Below are 17,797 nucleotides of genomic sequence, written 5' to 3' on the forward strand. Positions count from 1 at the left end.
AGGCAGCTCAGCGTCGTTCTCGACCGGTCGGTTGGTGGCCCCTCATCTGTGGCGGTTTGTTGCCTCTCCCTCACCTGTGGCGGTTTGTTGCCTCTCCCTCACCTGCGACGGTTTCGCCGCCCGGCCCGTCGGTGTCGCAGCAGAGTGATCAAGGCGTGGAGAAGCGCGGGTGCCGAGGCGATGAGCAGCAGAACGCCGCCCACCGTCGTCACCGGCAGCAGGATCGACCCGCCGATGACGAAGCCGGTGAACAGAACGGCCGAGATCACGCCGCGCGCCAGCTGTTCGAGCCCTTCCACCCGACGATCGAGCTTCGGCGTCGACACCGTGAGCTCGCCGTCTTCGACCTTAGTGACCAGTGCGTCGAGGCGTCCGGGCAGGCCCAGGGTCAGACGCACGAGGTTGAGGGCCTCCTTCGCAGCCGAGCCGGCGACTCGTCCCTGCGGGTCGCTGATGAGGCTGCTCGCATAGGGTTCGACGACTTCCCAGATGTTGAACCGGGGATCCAGAGAGCTGCACAGACCCGAGACCATGGAGAGCGCGCGGATGATGAGGAAGAGGTTCTCCGGCAATTGGACCGGAAGGTCGCGGACCACCGATTCGAAGTCCGTGGAGAAGGCCCGCAGCTCCTTCTCGTCGACTTCGCGCAGCTGAGCGAATCCCATCCCGCCGAACCGGGAGAAGAGCTCGGTCAGTGCGCGTTCGAGCTCCGCGGTGTCCGCGCCGTCGAGCAGAACCCCGATGAGTTCGACGCTCGTGACCAGGCGGCGGGAATCCCTGGTGGCCACGGCGATGATGAGCTCACGCAGCCCCGAGCGCAGATCTTCGGGGACATGGCCCATCATTCCGAAGTCGACGAAGGTCAGGTGCCAGTCGACCCCCGCCGAGGCGGGAGTGACGAAGATGTTGCCGGGATGGGGATCGGCGTGGAAGAAGCCGCTGCGGAAGAGCTGATCGAACATCGTGTGCGCGAACGCCGAAGCCACGTCGCGGGGATCGATCCCAGCCCGGCGCAGCGCCGCGACATCGTTGATCTTGATCGCCGAGACGTCCTCCATGGTGAGAACCTGGGTCGTGGTCTGCTCCCAGACGATTCGCGGGGCCTGCGTCGGACCGGGCGAACCTGATCCAGAACGCTCGGCATCGTCCGAGAAGCGTTCGGCCTCGGTGGTGAACTGCTCCGCATTCGCCGCCTCGTGGAGGTAGTCGATCTCCTCGAGGCTGACATGGGCGAACTCCTCGACCAGCCCCGGCATATCGACCCGGCTGGCGATGAACCCGACGCGGGAGAGCCACCCCGCGATCCGGCGCAGCGTTCGCAGATCCACCTCGACGACGTCGGCGATGCCGGGGCGCTGGACCTTGACGACCACCTCGGTGAATCCGAGCTCGGCGGCCACATCCGGAGTCAGGGTGGCCGAATGGGCCTGTCCCAGTGATGCCGCTGCCAAGGGTCGGGGGTCGAAAGTGGCGAAGGCGGTGGTGAGTCGCATACCCAGCTGCGCCTCGGCGAGGGGCCTGATCCTGTCGAAAGGAACCGGCGAGACCTCGTCCTGAAGGTCTGCCAGCTCTTCGGCGACCTCGGGCGGGAGGACATCCATGCGGGAGGAGAGGAACTGGCCGACCTTGATCATCAGCCCGCCGAGCTCGATCGCCAGCGCCCTGAACTTCCTGGCGGTCGACTGCCAGCGCTCCACTCGTCGTCGGGCGGCCAGGCGACCCAGACCGATGCGAGGCAGGACGACCTCGAACCACCAGGCCATGGCCATCTGGGCTGCGGCAAAGCGCAGGATCCGGGACGACCGGGACCGCAGCGCTCGCTTCCGGTCGGGAAGTGTCTGGCCGGAGTCGACGGGGTCTGGTCCGCTGCGCTCACCGGCTTCTCGGCCGAGCTCATCCGGGCTCACGTTTCTCTGTTCGGCTCCCGTCGACATCGCTCAGTCCCGAGCGAGGATCGAGTACAGCCTGCGCTTGGTCTCTTCCAGCTCAGTGACAGCCTCTGCGACCTGCTCCTTGCTGCCCGAGCGTCCGACCTGAGCTGCGGCCTGTGCCAACTCGACCCCGGCCTTGGCCAGTGTGGCCGCGCGCGGAGTCTCTCTCGTGCCGACCGATTCCCATGGGGCGGCGGAATCGGAATCGGACTCGACGTGCTCGCGTCCCGCCTGGGTGAGGGAATAGGTCTTGCGTCCGCTCGAGGGCTCCGCATTGATGAGGCCCTCGTCCGTGAGCAGCTGCAGCGTCGGATAGACGGACCCGGGGCTGGGTTTCCAGCTGCCTCCGCTGCGTTCCTCGATCTCCTGGATGATCTGGTATCCGTGCATCGGGGCCTCTGCCAGCAGCGAGAGGATCCCGGATCGGACGTCACCGCGGTTCATGCGGGCAGGCTGTTTGGGAGCGAAGGTCGAGCGCAGCTGCTCGAACGCCTCCCAGATGCTTGCGCTGCCCCGGTCGCCGCTTCGGTGATGGGAGCTTCCGTGGGTGAATGGCTCGTTCATGTTGACCTCCGGGTCTGATGACACCGCAGCACCCCGCTGATTGCGCGAGGTTCAGTGCCCTGACGATATATAACGATATATCGCCGATGTGTTGTCGGGAAGATCGTCAGGTCGTCTGCGGAGGCAACTCACTGCGCGCGTTCAGGGTGAAGTGACGACCGGTATGCCAACGCAAAGTGGTCGTTCTGGTCACGTTCCGCTGAGCAGAGCGTGACCAGAACGACCACGTAAAGAGGCATACGCCCCGAGGAGGCACCCGCCAGGTGGGCGGGCCTTCAGATCATCCGAAGCGACCGGAGATGTAGTTCTCGGTCTCTTCCTTGTCCGGGTTCGAGAAGATCGTCGAGGTCTCGTTGAACTCGATGAGCTTTCCGGGCTTGCCGGTGCCGGCGATGTTGAAGAACGCGGTCTTGTCGGACACACGAGCAGCCTGCTGCATGTTGTGCGTGACGATGACGACCGTGTACTTGTCCTTGAGGTCGTTGATGAGGTCCTCGATCGCCAGGGTCGAGATCGGGTCGAGAGCCGAGCACGGTTCGTCCATGAGCAGGACCTGCGGCTCGACGGCGATGGCGCGAGCGATGCACAGACGCTGCTGCTGACCGCCGGAGAGGCCCGAACCGGGCAGGTTGAGGCGGTCCTTGACCTCGTTCCAGAGGTTCGCGCCACGCAGGGCGCGCTCGGTGAGGTCGTCGGCTTCGGTCTTCGACAGGCGCCGGTTGTTCAGACGCACGCCTGCAAGCACGTTCTCTTTGATGCTCATCGTCGGGAACGGGTTCGCCCGCTGGAAGACCATACCCACCTCGCGGCGGACGTTGACAGGGTCGACTCCCGAGCCGTAGATGTCGTTGCCGTCCATGAGGACCTCACCGGAGACGCTGGCTCCGGGGATGACCTCGTGCATGCGGTTGAGGGTGCGCAGCACCGTGGACTTGCCGCAGCCGGAGGGGCCGATGAAGGCGGTGACGGAGCGCGGCTTGATCTGCATCTCCACTCCGTCGACGGCGCGGAAGTCGCCGTAGAAGATGTCGAGATCCTTGATGTCGATCTGCTTGGACATTGTGTTTCCTATCCGTGGATATGGGTGAGTCTGGAAGTCTGTGAGCCGTCGCCGGTCAGCGGCCGGCCTTCGGCGCGAGCACCTTAGCGATGATGCGAGCGAGCAGGTTGAGCACCATGACGAGAGCGACGAGCACAAGGGCTGCGGCCCATGCGCGCTCCGAGCTGGCCAGGGCGGCGGCACCCGGTGAGACCGGACGCAGCTGCGAGTCGTAGATGAACGTCGGCAGCGTCGACATCCAACCGGAGAAGAGGTTCCAGTTGAGCGTCTTCGCGAACCCGGCGGTGACCATGATGGGTGCGGTCTCACCGATGACGCGGGCGATGGCGATGGTGACACCGGAGAGGATTCCCGACACCGAGGTGGGCAGAACGATCTTCACGATCGTCTTCCACTTCGGCACGCCCAGAGCGTAGGAGGCCTCGCGCAGATCCATCGGCACCAGGCGGAGGATCTCCTCCGTGTTGCGCACGACGATCGGGATCATCAGCACAGACAGTGCGACGGCCGCAGTGAATCCGGTCTTCGCGATTCCAGCAGAGCTGGGCATGAGCACATTCGCGATCGTGGAGAACAGAGCGAAGGCGAACAGACCGGCGACGATGGAGGGGATTCCGGTCATCACGTCGACGAGGAAGGTGATCGCCTTGCCCAGGCGGTTCTTGTTCGAGTACTCGACGAGGTAGATGGCGGTGAGGACGCCGATCGGGATCGAGATGACGCAGGCGGCCGCAGTGATGAGCACGGTGCCGACGATGGCGTGGTAGAAGCCTCCGGCCAGAGTCGCCTCACCGGCGACGTACTGCTGGTCGAGGACGCCCTTCATGCCGAGCATGGTGCGGGTGAGCAGGTCGCCGCTGATCGCGGCACCGCCCTTGGACACGGTCAGCCACAGGAGGGAGATGAGGGGGACGCATGCGAGGACGAACGTCGAGGTGACGATGGTGGTCGCGATCCGGTCGACGGCCTTGCGGCGGCCTTCGTAGGACGCGGAGATCGCGAAGACGGCGATCGCGTTGATGGCGCCGGCGAGAACGGCGGCGACGGGGATGTTGAAGCCGCCGAATGCGATGAAGCTGATGACGATCGCCACGATGATCGACGCGACGGCGACGATCCACGGGGTGGCCTTCGGCAGCTGTTTGGAGGTCAGCTTCGCCGGTTTCGAGGCAGCCGCCTCGGTGGTGGTGTTCATGGTGGTCATTGGTCTCAACTTCCCTTCACCGAGGTGCGGGCGACGATCGCGCGAGCTCCCATGTTCACCAGCAGGGTGATGACGAAGAGCACGAGGCCGACCGAGATGAGCTCGGACAGACGCAGTCCCGCGGCCTCGGGGAAGTTCTGCGCGATCTCGGATGCGATGGTCTGGTTGCCGCTGACGACGAGCGAAGCGGTGAGGACGCCGGGCGAGAGGATCATGGCCACGGCCATGGTCTCACCGAGTGCGCGTCCGAGGCCGAGCATCGTGGCCGAGACGATTCCGGACTTGCCGAAGGGCAGCACGGCCATGCGGATCATCTCCCAGCGGGTGGCGCCGAGCGCCAATGCCGCCTCTTCCTGCAGGCGCGGGGTCTGGAGGAAGATCTCGCGGGTCAGGGAGGTGATGATCGGCAGGATCATGATCGAGAGCACGAGGGAGGCGGTGAGCAGGGTGCGGCCGGTCTGCGACACGGATCCGTCTGCTGCCGGAGCGAAGATCGGAATCCAGCCGAACCACTTCGACAGCCACAGGTAGAAGCCGGTGAGGTTGCCGGCCAGCGCGATGCCCCACAGACCGTAGACGACAGAGGGGATGGCTGCGAGCAGGTCGATGACGTACCCGAGCACGGGTGCGAGCCTGCGCGGTGCCATATGCGTGGTGAACAGTGCGATGCCCAGCGAGAATGGGGTCGCGACGATGAGCGCGATGGCTGCGGAGATGAGCGTGCCGATGACCAGCGGCCAGACATAGGAGAAGAAGCCCTTGCCGCCGGTGATCTGGGAGGGATCGCTGATCTGGGCGGCGATGGTGTCCGACGACTGCGCGAGAAGGAACAGGGCGACTCCGGCGAGGATCACAAGGATCAGAATGCCGGCGATGAGTGTGGCGGCGGAGAAGATGCGGTCGCCGGGACGGACGACTGCCTTCTGCTGCCGAGACGCGGGACTGCTGCTCTGCGGCTGAGTTCCGGTCTCTGATGGGGAGCCGGGCCCTGTGGGGCCTGGCTCAGTTGTCTCTGTGCTGATCGGCACAAGTACTCCTCGTGTGACTTGTGGTGAAACCGGTGCGGTTCCACAGGCGCGGAAAAGCGGCGCAGGGGTTCTGCGCCGCTCCCGACTGGCTATTTCTCCAGGTCAGAGGCTGAAATCAGCCTTCAACCTTGATCGAGTCGATGACTTCTTCGATCTGCTTGCGCAGGTCGTCCGACAGGGGTGCGGACCCGGCGGAATCGGCTGCGGACTTCTGTCCCTCTTCCGAGACCACGAACTTCTCCCAGGCCTTGACCATGTCCACGGTCTCTTGGTCCTTGTAGGACGAGCAGACGAGGTGGTAGGAGACGAGCACGATCGGGTAGGCACCGGACTCGGTGGTGTCGCGGGCCAGATCGAAGGCGAGGTCGCCTTCGCTGCGGCCTTCGACCCTCTCGGAGGCGTCGACGACCTTGGTCGCGGCTTCCGGGGAGAGCTCGACGAATTCGTCGCCGACCTTGACCTTGGCGGTGGAGAGCTCGCCGACGGCCGAGGCATCCGCGTAGCCGATGGCTCCGTCGGTGTCGGAGACGGTCTGGATGACACCGTCGGTGCCCTGCGCAGCCTCGCCGCCGTACTCCTTCGGGAAGTTGCCGTCGACCTCGGCGTCCCAGTCCTTCTCGGCGGTGGCCTTGAGGTACTCGGCGAAGTTCTCCGTGGTGCCCGAATCATCGGCACGGTGAACGGCGGTGATCTTGAGATCCGGCAGGTCGGCATCCGGGTTGTCGGCCTTGATGGCCTTGTCGTTCCAGTTGGTGATGTCGCCCTTGAAGATCTTCGCCATCGTCTCGGGCGAGAGGTTGAGCTCGTCGACGCCCTCGACGTTGAAGGTCACGGCGATGGGGGAGATGTAGACGGGGAACTCGTAGGCTCCCTCGGCGCCGCAGGCTTCCTCTCCGGCCTTGACCTCGTCGTCGTCGAGGTGGGCATCGGAGCCGGCGAACTGTGCGTTGCCGGCGAGGAACTGTTCACGGCCGGCGCCCGAGCCGTCGGGGGAGTAGTTGACGGTCACACCGGAGTTCTGCGAGGTGAAGTCCGCGGTCCAGGCATCCATGGCCGCCTTCTGCGAGGAGGCGCCGATGCCGGTCAGGGTGCCCTGCAGGTCGCTGCTGCCGCCGGAGGCCTCTTCGCCGGTAGCGGACTGGCCGCCGCAAGCCGAGAGGGTGATGGCGCCGACCGCGAGGATCGCAGCGGAGGGGGCGAGATGCTTCATCTTCACGAAGATGCCTTTCATGTTTGTGGACACAGCTCGAGAGTTCTCGATTGCTCGTGCTCCACGCTAAAGATCAGTCGTGAAGTGCAAGGAGTTGGAACATGAATGGAAGGTGAATGAGCGGCGAAGGGTTGGAGCCGTCGTGAGTGCTCGATCACAGATCTCGTCGGTTTCATGAAAGGATCGTTGTCGGGACCGGCATTCCCGCGCCGAGGCGGCCCGCCCGGTGTGCGCACAGAATCGCTAAGGCAGGGCCCGCGTGGCCCACGCACAAAGTCGCCGAGGCTGCCCGCCCAGTACCCGTGCACGTTCTGAGGTTCGTCGATCCCTTGCCCCGGTCCGACCTGTGTCCCTACGGTCGCTGCCATGAAGGAACAGAATCGATACGTCCTCGGCGAGTCCGAGAGCGAACACTCCCGACTGCGCGACCAGTCGGTCGTGCTCGACCCATTGACCAGACAGCTGCACATCGAAGCGGGAATCACTGCGGGCATGAGCGTCCTCGACATCGGCACCGGTGCCGGACACGTTGCCGCCATCGCCGCCGATCTCGTCGGTCCCCACGGACAGGTGCTCGCCGTCGACCGTAATCCCGAAGCACTCGACGGGGCCCGCGACCGGCTGGGACATCGGCAAGAGATCGAATTCGCCGAGGCGGACCTCGACTCCCTCGACCTCGACCGGCAGTTCGATGCGATCGTCGGCAGGGCCGTGCTCATGCATCTCGGCAACCCCGTCGAAGCGTTGGAGCGACTCGGACGCCACCTGTGTCCAGGAGGTCTGCTGGTCATGCACGAGTTCGACGTCACCCAGGAGTGGGCGAGCGTGGACACGCCGCTGGCGAGACGAGTGAGAGAACTGATTCTGCAGGCGTTCGAGGCTGTCGGGATCCACGGCAGGATGGGACGGGACCTCTTCGCCGCATACCGTTCCGCCGGTCTGCCCGACCCGCACCTGAGCTTGAGCGCACCGTTGGGCGGCGGAGAAGAGGCGCCCAGCTTCGGCTGGGTGAACGCCCTGGCCGGACTGCTGCCCCATCTCGAACAGCAGGGGATCGTGAGCGCCGACGAGATCGGAATCGACTCGCTCACGCAGCGCCTGACCGACGAGCTGGATGCCGAGGACGCCACCCTCCTCGGGCCGCTGTTGTACGGCGCGTACTGCACAGTCGACTGAGCGCTCTGATCAGCTGTCGATGGGGCGGACGCGTTCGATCTCGACGATGCGCGGCACCGGTCCGGGGCGCACATAGGCGATGAGGACCTCGCCGGGTTTGAGGTACGGATCGTCCTTCGGCAGCTTCGCCTGGACACGTTTCGGGGAATGGGCGGCGTAGACGGAGAAGATCGTCGGCAGCACCGGCCGGTGCGTGCAGTAGATGATCGGTTTGCCCTTTGCCAGCAGCTTCTCGATATAGCGGACGGTCTTGTCCGGATTCGCAGCGGTCGCCTTCTCGCTGAGCGTCGACACCTTCTTGATCGATTTTCCCGTCGCCGCGGACAGCGGGGTCAGCGTCGCCATGCACCGCTTCCACGGACTCGAGGCGAGCTTGCGGACACCCCAGGCCCCCAACAGACCGGTCAGCGCCATGGCTTGCCTGGTGCCGAGTTTGAGCAGCGGACGCACGTGCTCGGTCTCGTACCATTTCGCACGCGGGAACGCCTTCCCATGGCGGACGAGGATGAGCGGCCACGCCCGCAGCGCGTCCGTCTCAGCGAACTTCTCCAAAGCGTCGAGCTGCTCCCGATCCGAGTACGACGTCAGCTTCGCCCGCGCCTTGTCGACCGGGAACCACGCGGCAGTGTCGACCTCCCGAGCGTTCAGCGGGGCGAAGCCAGCCTCGTCCTTGACTTCGGCCGACCAGTAGAAGACCTTCTTCTGTGTGTTCCTGCCGACCGTGTATTCGGCGGAGGGCAGAGGAATGCCGAGGTGGGTGTCGAACCCCGTCTCCTCCTTGACCTCGCGGATCGCGGCCTCCGGCAGGGTCTCTCCCGGATCGACCTTGCCTTTGGGCCATGACCAGTCGTTGTACTTAGGGCGGTGGATGAGCGCCACCTCGAGTCCTTTCGGGCCCTGCCTCCAGCACACGGCCCCGGCAGCAAGGACATCGGCGCTCACGCGCGATGACGCCTGTGCCGAAGAGACCTCGGACGGGCTCACGCCTCATCCCCGATTCGCCGGCGTATCCGGTGCCGACGGATGAGCTCCGTCTGATAGTCGCTAAGGAGGTTGCCCTCGTCGTCGTGGGTCCGCCGTGTCCATCGGCCGTCGCCGGCCAGGTCGAACGCCGAGGTGGTCGGGGCGAAGGCGAGATCGAAGAGTGCGATGATCTCCGCCCGGTGACCGTCGTCGACGATCTGCACGAGTGCTTCGACCCGTCGGTCGAGGTTGCGGTGCATCATATCGGCCGAACCGATGTAGACGATCGGGTCGCCGCCGTTGCCGAAGACGAAGGCGCGGGAGTGTTCGAGGAAGCGTCCGAGCACGGAACGCACGGTGATGTTCTCGCTCAGTCCTTCGATGCCCGGGCGCAGGGCGCAGATGCCGCGGACGAAGACTTCGACGGTGACCCCGGCCTGCGACGCCCGGTAGAGGGCATCGATGACGGCCTCGTCGACGATCGAGTTGACCTTGATCCGCACCTGTCCCTGCCCGCCGGACTGTGCGATCGCGATCTCGGATTCGATGAGGTCGATGAGTCCGGTGCGCACATTGCTGGGGGCGACGAGGAACCGGGAGTATTCGGACTTGGGTGCGTAGCCGGAGAGCTGGTTGAACAGCTTCGTCAGATCATCCGCCACGCCCCGATCGCGAGTCAGCAGTCCGAAGTCCTCATAGCCGCGCGCGGTCTTCGGGTGGTAGTTGCCGGTGCCGACGTGGCAGTACCGGGCCAGCCCGTCGGCCTCCTGGCGGACGACGAGGGAGAGCTTCGCATGAGTTTTGAGCCCGACGATTCCGTAGACGACGTGGACTCCTGCGCGCTCCAGCTTGCGGGCCCACGTGATGTTGGCCTCCTCATCGAACCGAGCCTTGATCTCGACGACGGCGAGTACCTGGATTCCGGACTGCGCGGCATCGACGAGGGCATCGATGATCGGCGAATCTCCGGAGGTGCGGTAGAGCGTCTGCTTGATCGCCAGGACGTTCTTGTCCGACGCGGCCTGCTCGAGGAAGGCCTGCACACTCGTGGAGAACGAATCGTAGGGGTGATGCAGCAGGATGTCCCGGCTGGCGACGGCGTCGAAGACGTCGACCTGGTCGCTGGACTCCCGCAGCGACAGGTCCTTGTTCATCTGCGGGACCATCTTCGGATAGTGCAGGTCATCGCGCGGCACATCGGCGATATCGGACATGCCCGACAGGTCCAAGGGGCTGGGCAGGTGGTAGATCTCCGAATCGTGGATGCCCAATTCGTCCTTGAGCATCTGGAGGACCCGGGGGTGGATGTTCTCCGTGATCTCCATCCGCACGGCAGGACCGAAGCGCCTGCGCAGAAGCTCCTTCTCCAGCGCCTTGAGCAGGTTCTCCGCATCGTCCTCCTCGACCTCGAGGTCCTCGTTGCGGGTCACGCGGAACGTCGAATGGTGGACGATCTCCATGCCGTCGAAGAGGGTGCCGAGGTGTTCGGCGATGATGTCCTCGAGGGCGACGAAGCGGGCGGGGACGTCGCGTCCGGCGGGTCGGTCGGTCGCCTCGGCGACGTTGAAGAACCGGGGCAGACGCGGGGGAACCTTGACGCGGGCGAAGAACTCCTTGCCCGTCTCCGGCGCGCGCAGGAGCACACCGAGGTTGAGCGAGAGGCCCGAGATATAGGGGAACGGGTGGGCCGGGTCGACGGCCAGCGGGGTGAGGACGGGATAGACGTGGCCGAAGAAGAATTCGTCGACGCGGTGCCGCTCATCCTCGGTGAGGTCTTCGACCTGGACCTTCGTGATCGATTCCGCGTCGAGGCGGGGCCCGATATCGTCTTTGAGCAGGGCGGCGTGCCGGCTCATCAGTTCGAATGCGCGCACTCCGATATCGTGCATGACCTGCGCGGGCATGCGGCCGGTGACGCTGGGCACGGCCAGTCCGGTGTTGATGCGGCGTTTGAGGCCGGCGACGCGGACCATGAAGAACTCGTCGAGGTTGGTCGCGAAGATCGAGAGGAACCGGACGCGTTCGAGCAGCGGGATCTCCGGATCCGAGGCGAGGTCGAGGACGCGTTCGTTGAAGGCCAGCCAGCTGAGTTCGCGATCGAGGAAACGATCTGCCGGTTCGGGCAGACCCAGTTCCCTGCCCGAGGCTGCGATGTCGTACAACGCTCTACTCCTTCTCGTTCGGCGCGGTGCCGGAATCGGTGCCGGTGGACTCCGCGGAGGCCGGTGCATAGGCCACGTGCGCGACCGCGACATGGAATCCCAGTCGCTCGTACAAGCCTAGCGCCGGGGCGTTGTCCGATTCGACGTAGAGTTCGATCGTCTCGGCTCCGGCGGCCACCATCCGTCGCATACCCTCGACCGTCAGCGCCTTGCCCACGCCCTTGGCGTGAATGCGCGGATCGACCCCGACCACATAGACCTCGCCGAGGCGGCCCTCGGTCTCCGTATCCGTGATCTTCGTCTGGTGAAATCCGATCACCTCACCGTCGCGGGCGGCGATGATGAAGGTGTCGGGTTCGAAGTCCGCGGCGGTGACGACGGCGTCGATATCGGCGCGGGTCTGGCCGCCCTGTTCGGGATGCCAGTCGAATGCGGAGTTGTTCACCGACAACCAGCCGTCCTCGTCGCCGGGAGCGAAGGAGCGGATCTCGACTCCCTCTGGACTCTGGGTCTCGGGCAGGGCGTCGAGGCTCAGTCCGGTGTCGGTGCGCATCTGATAGAGCACCCGGTCACGGCCGAGCCCGTGCTTCTGCGCGAGGTGCTTGGCCGCTGGATGGTCACCGTGCGACCAGCACCAGGCGTCGGGTTCTTCGTCGAGGATCGTCGCCAGCAGCCGCTCGCCGAGGCCCTGGCCGCGGTGGTCGGGGGCGATGAGGAATTCGGCGGCGTGACGATCGCCCTGCAGGGCGCGGATTCCGAAGCCGATGAGGTCGCCGGCGCCGTTACCGGAGTTGTCGCGAGTGTCGTCGCCGGCATAGATGCGCCACACGCTCGAGGCGGTCTGTGCTTCGTGGGCGGTGTCCTCACCGGTGGCGATGGCCATGAGTCCGCCGGAGATCTCGGGAGCGCCATCGGGCGCCGCCACATCGTCGAGGAATTTGAGCTCATCCTCGGTGAGGGTGTCGATCGGTGTGGAGGCGATTGCCCCGCTGGCCTGGATTCTCATGCCGTCACGTCCTCTGAATCTGTGTCCGTGACGCTGTCGGCGCTGAAGCGGTAGCCGACGTTGCGCACGGTGTGGATGGCGTTCTCAAGGTCTTTGCCGAGTTTCGCACGGAGGCGGCGAACATGCACGTCAACGGTGCGGGTACCGCCGAAGTAGTCGTCGCCCCACACGGCGAGCAGGATCTCGTCGCGGGTGAAGACGCGTTCGGGATGCATCGCGAAGAATTTCAGCAGGGCGAACTCTCGGTAGGTGAGGTCGAGGCTGCGGCCGCCGAGCTCGGCGGTGAACGCGGTCTCGTCGATGCGCAGGTCGCCGGTGACGACGACCATCGGTTCGCCGTCGGCATTCCAGAGTCCATCACCCGCAGCGCCTGGGCGGCCGGACTCTCCGTATCCGCTGCCCCGGCCGGCGGGACCGCGGCCGGTGCGCACCGGTCCCCAGCCTCCAGCGCTGCCGTTCGCGCCGAGGCGGCCGGATCCGGAATGCGTCCCACCGGGGAATCCGCCGGAGTGGGTGGATGAAGAGGCGACGTAACGGTCACGGGCCACGCGCAGCCGCGCTTCCACCTCGGCGGGCCGGCCGTGGTGAGGATGAGGTCGGCGACGTTCCATTTCGCCGAGGCCGTCGCCAGCCCGCCTTCGCCGAGAACGACGATGACGGGGGCGGTGATCCGCGCCTCGGCGAGGAGTTCGGAGATCCGCGGGGCCAGGGACAGATCGAGGCAAGCGTCGGCGATGACGACATCGACCGCGGCGGATTCGGCCCGGCGGCTGGGCAGGTCCTCGGCCGCGCAGCGGTCGATCCGATGGCCGAGGTACTGCAGGGATTCGGGGGCGAGCGGAGCGTCGAGCCTGGCCATGGGGCAGATGTGCAGAACCCGCATGTGCTGCATCCACCTCCTCGGTGCCCGTCGTCTAGGGAAGCTCGGTGCCCGTCGTCTAGGGAAGATTATAGCGAGGCGACGGGGACGGCACCGACGCGCGACCACGGGGTGGTTACCGTGGGTGTCGCCGGATAAGGCACGATAGTGCTGTGATCAGATGGATTCGAGTAGCCGTCGCCTTGGTGCTGGTGTTGGCCCTGAGTGCCTCCGTGTACTGGGGGTATACGCTGTTCCTGCTGGCGACCGGGCTCATCGTCCTCGGCGTCGCCTATGGATGGCCGCGCCTGACGGACTCGCCGCAGCCGCGGGCGACCTCGATCATGCTCGCCCTCTTCGGAGTCGGCGGACTCTACGCCGCCTGGCAGGATTCCACGGCTCCCTACCTCGACTGGTTGCCCGTGCTGGCCGGCCTGGGTCTGCTGTGGACCTTCGTGCAGAACCTCACGCGCGGAATCGGCGCCTCCTATGCGGTGGCGAACGTGTCCGCTCAGGTCTCCGGTCTCGTCATCGTCCTGTCCGCGAGCACCTGGGTCGCGGCGATCACGGTCCCCGGTGACAAGGAGGCCATCGTCATCGGCCTCGCCTCGCTCATCGTGGCGCAGTGCATGACCGCGCTGCCGTGGCCGGCGATCTACACCTCGCCGTTGGCCATCGCCATGTCCACGGCCGTGGCGGGGATCCTGTCGGTGCTCGTGTTCGCCTCGGCGATCTCCCTGGCCACTGCGCTCGTCCTCGGTGTGGTCATGGGTCTGCTCGTGGCGGCGGTCGATCGGATGCTCGGGCTCGTAGCGTATGCGAAGTTCCAGGCCGCGAATCTCGAAGCCTCGCAGAACATCGAGGTGAAGAAGAACGTCGAGAAGGCGCGCAGCTTCGCCGTCCAGCTTGCCCTCGGTGCCGCTCCGATCGCACTCGGCGGAGTCGTCGTCTACGCTCTCGAACGCCTCGCCTCCTGATCTGGGCGGCGGCGCTGTTCCGCGGCCCTGGGCTGGATGCACATCACTTTGTCAGGAACTGTAGACTGGGAGCATGGAAAATCTTGTTGCTCTCGAAATCGTCTTCACCAGCCTCGTCGGCGTTGCCGCTCTCGGTGCCCTGGGTGTGGGGATCAAGGTCGTCACGGCGCTGTTCAAAGACAACCGCTGATCCCTTATGGTGATCGAACTCGATGCCTCGGTCCATCCCGAGCTCGTCCCGCTGTCCTGGCTGATCGGGTCGTGGGAAGGCGTCGGTGTCGTCGGCTATGCGGACACTCCTGAGAAGCAGTTCGGCCAGCGCATCGACTTCGTCGCCCATGAGGGCACGCCCTTCCTGCAGTACACCGCGCATGCGTGGCTGCTCAGCGAATCCGGTGAACTCGAGTCGACTCTGACTCTCGAGACCGGAATCTGGCAGCTCGTGCGGCAGCACGACGACGGCGACGTCGGCCCGGGGATGATGGTGCCGACCGAACCGCAGAGCTTCACCTCGGCCGCCGCGGTCGAGGCCCTGCGCACGAACGATGACGCCTTCGAGATCGAAGCCGAGATCGTTCACCCGCACGGAGTCATGGAACTCTACGCCGGTACGGTCAAGGGCCCGCGCATCGACCTGGCCACCGACGTCGTGGCCCGGACCAAGACCGCGAAGGAATACACCGCCTCGAGGCGGATGTACGGCCTCGTCGGCGGCGAACTCATGTGGGCCTGGGACATGGCAGCCATGGGCCACGAACTCGCCTCACACTCCTCTGCCAGATTGAAGAAGCTGTCTTAAGATGACTGATCCAGTGTCGCCGAATTCTGAAACCTCCGATTCGCCGTCGCCGGAGAACACCCCCGCCGAGGCGGTCCGACGTTCGTCGCTGGCGCGCGGACTGAGCTCGACCGCGGTGCTCGGGGCCGGCGACCTCGCCGAGACGCCTATCCACTACGGAGCCTCCCTGCGTGAGCAGCGGGTGCTCGCGGAGAAGGACGGTCTCGTCGACCTCGCCCACCTCCGCGTGCTGCGTCTGAACGGACCCGACCGTCTGACCTGGCTGAACTCGATCACCACGCAGAAGATCGACAACCTGGCGCCGGGTGTGTCCACCGAAACCCTCGTGCTCGACCCGAACGGTCGCATCGAGGGCTGGCTCAGGCTCGTCGACGACGGTGAGGCCCTGTGGGCGATCAGCGATCTCGACACCGACGCAACCCTGGACTTCCTGCGCAAGATGGTCTTCATGATGCGTGTTGAGATCGAGGACCTCAGCGACGACTACCAGTGCTTCGGCGCCATCACCTCACTGCCGGAAGCTCTGCCCGTCACCCGGACCTGGTCCGACCCATGGCCGCATATCGGCAGCGGTTCGGCCTCCTATGCGCAGATCGACATCGGCAAGGACGTCGCCGGCACCGACCACCCCGGGCTCGAGACTCCGTTCGTCATCGGCATCGTCAAGCGCTCCGACCTGCAGGGACTGTCTGCGAACAGCTTCGACATGGCCGGCTTCGACGCTTGGGAGGCGCTGCGAATCGCCGCGTGGCGGCCGGGCCGGAACGAGATCGACCACAAAGCCCTCGTCGGCGAACTCGACCTGCTGCGCACGGCCGTGCACCTGGCCAAGGGCTGCTACCGGGGTCAGGAAGCGGTGGCCCGCGTTCACAATCTCGGTCAGCCGCCTCGGCGATTGACCTTCGTTCATCTCGACGGGTCCGGGCATATCGCCCCGGATCCCGGCACCGAGGCGCTCGCCGAGGTCCGCGGGTCCGAACGATCCGTGGGTACTCTGACCTCGGTGACCGTGCACTGGGAGCTCGGACCGATCGGTCTGGCCGTGGTCAAGCGGAACCTGGCCCCCGAGGCGCAGCTGAGCTTCGAAATCGGCGACGGCGAACGCGTCATCGGTGCTCAGGAGACGATCGTCGTGCCGATGCGCGAACACGAGCGCGTGCTTCCGGCACACAACAAGGACGTCGACGCCCGCAGCCAGAACCGCTGATTCCAGGCGCGCGACCGCAGTTCAAGGTGAGTGCCGGGCGCGGTTCGAAACGAGGAATCGAGGGCCGATTTCCGCGGCCCGAGACGAGGAATCTGAGGTCGCGGAACGGCAACGGATTCCGTACCCGATCGGTGCCGAATCAACGGGTTCGTCTCGCAGCGGAGAGCGGTTGTGCTCAGCCCTCGGACGGCAAGTGACAAAACCGTCGTTTGCCCCTATTGTTCCCCCTATGACAGCTTTGGAGATTGGCGGCGAAGCTCTGCCGCAGGAACGTAAGATCGTCACCGAGATTCCGGGACCGAAGTCCCGTGAGATCGAGGAACGTCGCAAGTCAGCAGTGGCGACCGGTGTCGGCTCGAGCCTGCCCGCCTACGTGGTGGCGGCCGGCGGCGGCATCCTCAAGGACGCCGACGGCAACCAGCTCATCGACCTCGGATCGGGAATCGCCGTGACCACGGCCGGCAACTCGAACCCTCGCGTGGTCGAGGCCGCGAAGGCCCAGCTCGAGGCCTTCACCCACACCTGCTTCATGGTCAACCCGTACGAGAGCTACGTCGAGGTCGCCGAAGCTCTCAACCGTCTGACCCCCGGTGATCACGAGAAGCGCACCGTGCTGCTCAACTCCGGTGCCGAGGCTGTCGAGAACGCCGTGAAGATCGCTCGCGCCCACACCGGCCGCGATGCCGTCGTCGTCTTCGACCACGCCTACCACGGCCGGACGAACCTGACCATGGCGATGACCGCGAAGGCCGCCCCCTACAAGGCCGGCTTCGGTCCCTTTGCCGGTGAGGTCTACCGTGCACCCATGTCCTACCCGTACCGCGACAACGACGCGGCCGGCACGAAGATCAGCGGTGAGGACGCGGCCAAGCGCGTCATCACGATGATCGAGAAGCAGATCGGCTCCGAGTACGTCGCCGCGATCGTCATCGAACCCATCCAGGGTGAGGGCGGCTTCATCGTCCCGGCCGAGGGCTTCCTGCCCACGCTCGTCGACTACGCCCGTGAAAAGGGCATCGTCTTCGTCGCCGATGAGGTGCAGGCCGGATTCGCGCGCACCGGCAAGATGTTCGCCTCCGAGTGGGAGGGCATCGTGCCCGACCTCATCACCACGGCCAAGGGCATCGCCGGCGGTCTGCCGCTGTCGGCCGTGACCGGTCGCGCGGACATCATGGACTCGGTCGGACCGGGTCGCCTCGGCGGAACCTACGGCGGCAACCCCACGGCCTGTGCCGCTGCCCTCGGTGCGATCGCCGCGTACGAAGAGGACGGACTGGCCGATCGGGCCGGGCACATCGGCGAGATCCTCGTCGACCGTCTGACGAAGCTGCAGTCGAAGTACCCCGAGGTCGGCGACATCCGCGGACGCGGAGCCATGATCGCCGCCGAGTTCGTCGAGCACGACTCGATCGAGCCGAACGCGGACCTGGTCAAGAAGGTCGCGGACTACTGTGCGAAGAACGGCGTCCTCGTGCTCGTCACGGGAACCTTCGGCAACATCCTGCGCTTCCTGCCGCCTCTGACGATCTCCGACGAGCTCCTCCACGACGCCTTCGACGCTCATCGAGGCCGGCCTCGCCGAACTCCTCGGGCTGACCCAAACCCCAATTACTACCTGACGGCGGCCCAGCAACCTCGCGCGAGGTTGCTG

15 protein-coding genes and 1 pseudogene are annotated in these 17,797 nt (G+C 65.7%); 5 read left to right on the forward strand and 11 right to left on the reverse strand.

Annotated features, from left to right (window positions below; genetic code table 11):
• Positions 1-98: 98 nt before the first annotated feature.
• From AC2W7L_RS05580 to pstS, 6 genes are all read right to left on the reverse strand, one after another.
• Complete coding sequence (locus AC2W7L_RS05580) at positions 99-1,769, reverse strand: ABC1 kinase family protein (protein ID WP_486003639.1); 1,671 nt, start codon at positions 1,767-1,769, stop codon at positions 99-101.
• Positions 1,770-1,937: 168 nt separating this feature from the next.
• Positions 1,938-2,495 (reverse strand): PadR family transcriptional regulator, encoded by a 558-nt coding sequence (locus tag AC2W7L_RS05585; RefSeq protein ID WP_486003623.1) that lies wholly within the window; start codon positions 2,493-2,495, stop codon positions 1,938-1,940.
• 280 nt (positions 2,496-2,775) lie between these two features.
• Complete coding sequence (gene pstB / locus AC2W7L_RS05590; RefSeq protein ID WP_486003624.1) at positions 2,776-3,555, reverse strand: phosphate ABC transporter ATP-binding protein PstB; 780 nt, start codon at positions 3,553-3,555, stop codon at positions 2,776-2,778.
• Positions 3,556-3,610: 55 nt separating this feature from the next.
• Positions 3,611-4,750 (reverse strand): phosphate ABC transporter permease PstA, encoded by a 1,140-nt coding sequence (gene pstA / locus AC2W7L_RS05595; RefSeq protein ID WP_486003625.1) that lies wholly within the window; start codon positions 4,748-4,750, stop codon positions 3,611-3,613.
• Between the two features lie 14 nt (positions 4,751-4,764).
• Positions 4,765-5,655 (reverse strand): phosphate ABC transporter permease subunit PstC, encoded by an 891-nt coding sequence (gene pstC, locus AC2W7L_RS05600; RefSeq protein WP_486003640.1) that lies wholly within the window; start codon positions 5,653-5,655, stop codon positions 4,765-4,767.
• Positions 5,656-5,902: 247 nt separating this feature from the next.
• Entirely contained in the window at positions 5,903-7,003 is a 1,101-nt protein-coding gene (gene pstS / locus AC2W7L_RS05605) for a phosphate ABC transporter substrate-binding protein PstS (RefSeq protein ID WP_486003641.1), read from the reverse strand.
• 360 nt (positions 7,004-7,363) lie between these two features.
• Here pstS and AC2W7L_RS05610 point away from each other — a divergent pair, with 360 nt between their 5' ends.
• The gene (locus AC2W7L_RS05610; protein WP_486003626.1) at positions 7,364-8,173 is read left to right on the forward strand and encodes a class I SAM-dependent methyltransferase; all 810 of its coding nucleotides are present in this window, start codon (positions 7,364-7,366) and stop codon (positions 8,171-8,173) included.
• 9 nt (positions 8,174-8,182) lie between these two features.
• Here the strand turns inward: AC2W7L_RS05610 and AC2W7L_RS05615 are convergent, their stop codons facing one another.
• From AC2W7L_RS05615 to AC2W7L_RS05635, 5 genes and pseudogenes are all read right to left on the reverse strand, one after another.
• Positions 8,183-9,157 carry an NUDIX hydrolase gene (locus tag AC2W7L_RS05615; RefSeq protein ID WP_486003627.1) on the reverse strand — a complete coding sequence of 325 codons (975 nt, stop codon included), beginning with the start codon at positions 9,155-9,157 and terminating at the stop codon, positions 8,183-8,185.
• A complete protein-coding gene (locus tag AC2W7L_RS05620) occupies positions 9,154-11,391 on the reverse strand; it encodes an RNA degradosome polyphosphate kinase (protein WP_486003628.1) in 2,238 nt (745 codons plus the stop codon). Before AC2W7L_RS05620 ends, AC2W7L_RS05615 begins: the two co-directional genes overlap by 4 nt.
• Positions 11,303-12,304, reverse strand: coding sequence for a mycothiol synthase (gene mshD / locus AC2W7L_RS05625; protein ID WP_486003629.1), 1,002 nt, complete (start codon positions 12,302-12,304; stop codon positions 11,303-11,305). The genes AC2W7L_RS05620 and mshD overlap by 89 nt, the downstream gene beginning before the upstream one ends.
• A pseudogene (locus tag AC2W7L_RS05630) lies at positions 12,301-12,612 on the reverse strand (winged helix-turn-helix domain-containing protein); the annotation flags it as partial. The gene mshD and the pseudogene AC2W7L_RS05630, both read right to left, overlap by 4 nt.
• On the reverse strand, positions 12,531-13,196 hold the full coding sequence (locus AC2W7L_RS05635) for a hypothetical protein (RefSeq protein ID WP_486003630.1): 666 nt from the start codon (positions 13,194-13,196) through the stop codon (positions 12,531-12,533). The gene AC2W7L_RS05635 and the pseudogene AC2W7L_RS05630, both read right to left, overlap by 82 nt.
• Positions 13,197-13,336: 140 nt before the next feature.
• Between AC2W7L_RS05635 and AC2W7L_RS05640 the strand changes: the two genes are divergently transcribed.
• From AC2W7L_RS05640 to gabT, 4 genes are all read left to right on the forward strand, one after another.
• Positions 13,337-14,140: an ammonia permease gene (locus AC2W7L_RS05640; RefSeq protein ID WP_486003631.1), complete on the forward strand. Its 804-nt coding sequence runs from the start codon at positions 13,337-13,339 to the stop codon at positions 14,138-14,140.
• Positions 14,141-14,336: 196 nt separating this feature from the next.
• Positions 14,337-14,939, forward strand: a complete 603-nt coding sequence (locus AC2W7L_RS05645; RefSeq protein WP_486003632.1) for a heme-binding beta-barrel domain-containing protein — start codon at positions 14,337-14,339, stop codon at positions 14,937-14,939.
• Position 14,940: 1 nt separating this feature from the next.
• Positions 14,941-16,146 carry a CAF17-like 4Fe-4S cluster assembly/insertion protein YgfZ gene (gene ygfZ / locus AC2W7L_RS05650; RefSeq protein ID WP_486003633.1) on the forward strand — a complete coding sequence of 402 codons (1,206 nt, stop codon included), beginning with the start codon at positions 14,941-14,943 and terminating at the stop codon, positions 16,144-16,146.
• A 229-nt stretch (positions 16,147-16,375) separates the two neighbouring features.
• Positions 16,376-17,797, forward strand: a 1,422-nt coding sequence (gabT, locus tag AC2W7L_RS05655) for a 4-aminobutyrate--2-oxoglutarate transaminase (RefSeq protein WP_486003634.1), incomplete at its 3' end; no start/stop codon positions are given.

The organism is Brevibacterium sp. LAARM3_SD1 (assembly GCF_057364765.1).

Bases quoted from the DNA above. Each gene is read 5' to 3' on its own strand.
- AC2W7L_RS05580 (WP_486003639.1), bottom strand. From the start codon at position 1,769: ATGGCCATGGCCTGGTGGTTCGAGGTCGTCCTGCCTCGCATCGGTCTG.
- AC2W7L_RS05585 (WP_486003623.1), bottom strand. From the start codon at position 2,495: ATGAACGAGCCATTCACCCACGGAAGCTCCCATCACCGAAGCGGCGAC.
- pstB (WP_486003624.1), bottom strand. From the start codon at position 3,555: ATGTCCAAGCAGATCGACATCAAGGATCTCGACATCTTCTACGGCGAC.
- pstA (WP_486003625.1), bottom strand. From the start codon at position 4,750: ATGAACACCACCACCGAGGCGGCTGCCTCGAAACCGGCGAAGCTGACC.
- AC2W7L_RS05610 (WP_486003626.1), top strand. From the start codon at position 7,364: ATGAAGGAACAGAATCGATACGTCCTCGGCGAGTCCGAGAGCGAACAC.
- AC2W7L_RS05620 (WP_486003628.1), bottom strand. From the start codon at position 11,391: ATGTCGCGGTCGCGCACGTGGCCTATGCACCGGCCTCCGCGGAGTCCA.
- mshD (WP_486003629.1), bottom strand. From the start codon at position 12,304: ATGAGAATCCAGGCCAGCGGGGCAATCGCCTCCACACCGATCGACACC.
- AC2W7L_RS05635 (WP_486003630.1), bottom strand. From the start codon at position 13,196: ATGCAGCACATGCGGGTTCTGCACATCTGCCCCATGGCCAGGCTCGAC.
- AC2W7L_RS05645 (WP_486003632.1), top strand. From the start codon at position 14,337: ATGGTGATCGAACTCGATGCCTCGGTCCATCCCGAGCTCGTCCCGCTG.
- ygfZ (WP_486003633.1), top strand. From the start codon at position 14,941: ATGACTGATCCAGTGTCGCCGAATTCTGAAACCTCCGATTCGCCGTCG.